General features: G+C 61.3%; 5 protein-coding genes. 4 read left to right on the forward strand and 1 reads right to left on the reverse strand.

All coding sequences use genetic code 11. The features are described from left to right. Positions 1-248 precede the first annotated feature (248 nt). A complete protein-coding gene (locus MKK67_RS03160; protein WP_243962190.1) occupies positions 249-830 on the forward strand; it encodes a recombinase family protein in 582 nt (193 codons plus the stop codon). Between the two features lie 140 nt (positions 831-970). Continuing rightward, positions 971-1,426: a hypothetical protein gene (locus MKK67_RS03165; RefSeq protein WP_243962191.1), complete on the forward strand. Its 456-nt coding sequence runs from the start codon at positions 971-973 to the stop codon at positions 1,424-1,426. A 334-nt stretch (positions 1,427-1,760) separates the two neighbouring features. Here the strand turns inward: MKK67_RS03165 and MKK67_RS03170 are convergent, their stop codons facing one another. Then, complete coding sequence (locus tag MKK67_RS03170; RefSeq protein ID WP_243962192.1) at positions 1,761-2,216, reverse strand: hypothetical protein; 456 nt, start codon at positions 2,214-2,216, stop codon at positions 1,761-1,763. A 248-nt stretch (positions 2,217-2,464) separates the two neighbouring features. Between MKK67_RS03170 and MKK67_RS03175 the strand changes: the two genes are divergently transcribed. Together MKK67_RS03175 and MKK67_RS03180 are read left to right on the forward strand one after the other, a co-directional pair. Continuing rightward, complete coding sequence (locus MKK67_RS03175; RefSeq protein WP_243962193.1) at positions 2,465-2,974, forward strand: MucR family transcriptional regulator; 510 nt, start codon at positions 2,465-2,467, stop codon at positions 2,972-2,974. A 941-nt stretch (positions 2,975-3,915) separates the two neighbouring features. Then, the coding region (locus MKK67_RS03180; RefSeq protein ID WP_243962194.1) for a hypothetical protein at positions 3,916-4,125 on the forward strand (210 nt) is incomplete at its 3' end.

Below are 4,125 nucleotides of genomic sequence, written 5' to 3' on the forward strand. Positions count from 1 at the left end.
GTTCCAACGGCAGCGTTCCAAGGATCTTGCCCTATTGGAACGGCCACGTTCCAGCGGGATAGTTCTAGTCAGCGAGCCCTATTGGAATGCAACGGTAGGTAGCGCGATCAGTTGTGTACGAAAAACGATCGTTTTCCCGACAATGTTTGGGAGCCGGTTGCGAACTGCCCAAAACGGCCCTGTTTCTGTCGGAAAAAACTGTCGGGTTTTCTATTGCCGGATAAACGGCGTTTTGGCACTGTCCCGACATGCTCGTCGGATATGCCCGCGTCTCGACCCTTGACCAGAACCTCGACCTCCAGCGTGACGCGCTGACCAAGGCAGGGTGTGAGCGCCTGTTCGAAGAGAAGAAGTCCGGCAAGGCCGGGACCAAGCGGCCGGCGTTCGACGCGGCGCTGGCCTACCTGCGCCCCGAGGATGTGCTCGTAGTCTGGAAGCTCGATCGCCTCGGCCGCTCGCTCGTCGAGATGATGCGTACCATCGACGGCCTGCGCGTGAAGGACGTCCACTTCCGCTCGCTTACTGAGCAGTTCGACAGCGCCACCGCCCACGGGCGCTTCGCCCTGCAGATGCACGGCGCCATGGCCGAGTACTTCCTCGACCTCAACCGCGAGCGCACCATGGAAGGTTTGAAGGCGGCGTTGGCCCGAGGCCGCAAGGGCGGCCGGCCGAGGAAACTCTCCGACGCCGACCTCGACGTCGCCCGCGCCCTGTTGGCAGCCGGCAACATCAGCGTCGCCGACATCGCCAAGCGGCTCGGGGTCAACCGAGACACTTTCTACGGCTATTTCCCACGCGCCCGCGCCAACAGCACCGTCGCCAAGGGCTGAGCCGTCCTCGATCGGTGTGGTCCTGGCGTCCTCCCAAGATCGATCGTCTCTTTGTAATGACGCGCATCGCACTCCACCCACGCCGTCGCTTTCCCCCATAAAGCGACCGCTCGTGAGTTGGGTGGGAACACTGGAGCGCCATGCCGATCAGCCGACGCCAGCTCGCCGCCTCCCTGCTTACAGCGATGCACATCGCCGAACGACACGTGATCGCGGCCTTCGTCGCCGATGTGGCGACGCAGCCGGCGCCTAATCCGTTCCCGCAGACTAGCGCCGGAGCTGTGCGCCAAGTCTGGCGGCAGCGCGCCGCCGAGTTCCGGTCGTTCGCCATTGAGGCGGCTGGACTGACCTGCCTCTTGGCCACTGTGTCTGACTTGAGCGTGGATGAGGAACTGATGCAGGAGATCCTGCGTGCCGGGCCCTACACGGCGAACGTGTTCCACCGGGGCGACGGCTGCCGGATCGTCGGAGCCGTGCTCTACGGCAAGCCGGGTGTCGGTCTGCCAGTCATCTTCGCGTCGAAACCCCGGCGTGAGGTCCTCCGTCCGCGCTTAGACCACCTTCGAACGGCTGGGCAGCTCGACCTATTCGGTTAGGTCGGTGCCGCCGGCACGGCCTCACCTCGTAGGAAGCTCGTCCCTTGCATCGCACCCTAGGTGCACAGGTGTGCAGAGAACATTTTCGAGCGTTTCCGAGCAGGTACGAACGCCCGAGAGCGTCGGTGCCGCTTCGGCCTGATGCGCTTTGCTTCGATCGGCTTCGATTTGAGGACGTGGGTCGCGGCGATAGGGGTCCCGGCAGCTTCAGTGCGTGTGGTGTGATGCCCTCAAAGCACTGAGCTATTTGTGAGTTTGTGCTGAGGCGTCTGAGCCCTCAATCGCGTCCCTGTAGGCCACCCAAAGATGGCTAGGCAAAGGGCTTCGCCGTCGATCACGGCTGCGATGTGCCCGCCTGCTTGGCCCTCGACAGCATGTCCATCGCGACCGAGTGAACCCCGACCATCTGAGCCGCCAGCATGGCTTCATATTCGTTCTGCGGCTCGATCCCGGCGACGGCGGCGATCCCGGCGTTAATCTTGTCCGGAGCGGGCATGGCCTCGCCTCGGGATCGAACGATGTCACAGACATCGGCTGCCGTGCGCGAGGCAAACTCGGGCGAGACCGTCCCGAAGGTGGCCCGCTGTTGGGCGATGAAACCGCCGGCGTCGTCGTGCGGGATCTCGATGGTGATTTCGCGCCCCTCGGTCTTCGTGATCTCGTAGGCGAGGGGCTGGATCCGGCTCCGGCAGTAAGCCTTCGCCTTCGCGATGGCGGCCCGCTCTTGGTCGTTGGGAGGGCGCTTCGGCTTTGACTTCTTCGAAGTCGGTGGTGCTTCCAATTCGCTCACGGAGGTGCTCTTAAGCTGATGCCATCGTGACCGATCTGTTCTCCAGATCGACCGCCTCACCCCGTGGTTCGGCGAACTTTACTATAGAGAAGCTGTCGATCAGAACGGTGTTGCAGGCTGCCACCACGATAGCGCGGTATTCGTTGCCGCGACCAAATCTTACATAAATCTCGAACAGGCGCAGTATCGCATTGTTTTCTCTCATCCGCTAGCACACTGTACGAGTATTCCAAGCATAGGTGCACATCGTGGACGAAAACGTAGGAAAGATTGAGGGTGGGGCAACCAACTACGTCGAGCTGACGGCGGATCTCGTTTCCGCCTACGTCTCGAATAACCACCTGCAGCCGAATGAAATTTCTTCGCTGATCGCTAACACGCATGCCGCGCTCAGGGGGCTTGGCCAGGTTGGTGCAACAGCAGCACCATCGGCCGAGAAGCCCACGCCTTCTCAAATCCGGAAGTCGATCACCCCCGACGCTCTGATCAGCTTCGTCGACGGCAAGCCGTACAAGACGCTGAAGCGGCACCTCAGCAAAAGCGGCATGTCGATCGAGCAGTACCGGGAGCGCTTTGGCCTGCCACGTGACTACCCCTCGACAGCCCCCAGCTACTCGGCACAGCGCTCCGAGCTCGCTCGCAGCCTTGGCCTAGGCCAGCAGCGCAGGAAAGCGGCTTCAATGGCCACCGAGCCGGCAGAGACCGTCTCCGACAAGCCTAAGCGCGCCGGGCGGCCGCGGAAGGCCAATGAGGCGTAGCAGCGTCAGAACGGTATGGCCGGGAAGGCGGTTGAAGTCTTTCGCATGAAAAAGCACGCGGTAATGGTCTATTAACTACGCCGCTTCAGGGTTGCCTTCAGCGATCGGCAGAGGGGGCCGCGCGCCAGCAGAGCAGCACTCAGGCCGTTGGAGAGACGGTCACAGGGCGGCCTCGTTGGAGCAGTCGCACCGGGCCCGCTCCTGTAATAACAGGGCGGGCCTTGCTCATTTCAGGGTTTGACCCCTGCTGCATTGCACCGCAACGTGGTGTGCCCTCCCAAGGGACACCCATCGGCCCGGTTCAAAGAACCCCCCTCCCGCGGGTCGGGTCGGTGGGCCTGGAACATACGTGTAAATTCGTAGCCGAAGTCGGAGCCCTGCGCTGCAGCATCGGTTGACGCGCCGCAACACGGCACGCATACGTGTTGTGTCCTTTTGGACGTTTCCTCCCTAGACTCGGGCCGCTCCCTCGGGGGCGGCCTCTTTTATTTGCGTCGCCTCAGCAGTCGCCGCGCTCATACAGTCTTATTCATAGGCTACATCTTGCTTGTCGCTCCGGCCTGCAGGCCGAACGACACAGGGCCGAACCACGTCACCATGGGATCCGGCCCGACCTTGCTTCGCGTCCTCCCGATACAAAACCTGTCAGCCCGTATTACCAGATGCCCATCAGCTGGGCCGATCGTCTTGACCCCCGTGCCGGTCCTGGGTTGGCAACGTACCATTTCCCAAGCTCCAGCCAGGACGCCGTTACTCGCCCACAGTAACGCGAGTCATTTCTATACTACAATCCTAGGTTGCATAACATGTTGTCATACTAAGTAGTTTTTTGACTCCTTTTTACTGATTTTGCGTCTATTGCATTATTGTATTCGGGAGATAGGGCTAGTTAGACAATGTCCACGCTGTGCCAAATCAGATCTTAAGTTCGTGATAGCAGTGTGCCGGGGCTTCATGCTGGCGCCATTCTGTCTAGGCGGCATCTGCACCAGATCGAGTTGCGAACTGAGCCCACATTTGTCGGCATCGTTCGTCGCTCGCTCATCGGCCAATTCTTTCTCGCTTCCCTGCGCGAGGCCCGGCCGAACCTTGCTTTTAACGGCTTCCCGAGCGTGGCGGCTTGGCAAGACACGGCGGCATCGTCCTCGGCC

The organism is Methylobacterium sp. J-072, from assembly GCF_022829425.1.
GTDB lineage: Bacteria > Pseudomonadota > Alphaproteobacteria > Rhizobiales > Beijerinckiaceae > Methylobacterium.

Bases quoted from the DNA above. Each gene is read 5' to 3' on its own strand.
- MKK67_RS03160 (WP_243962190.1), top strand. From the start codon at position 249: ATGCTCGTCGGATATGCCCGCGTCTCGACCCTTGACCAGAACCTCGAC.
- MKK67_RS03165 (WP_243962191.1), top strand. From the start codon at position 971: ATGCCGATCAGCCGACGCCAGCTCGCCGCCTCCCTGCTTACAGCGATG.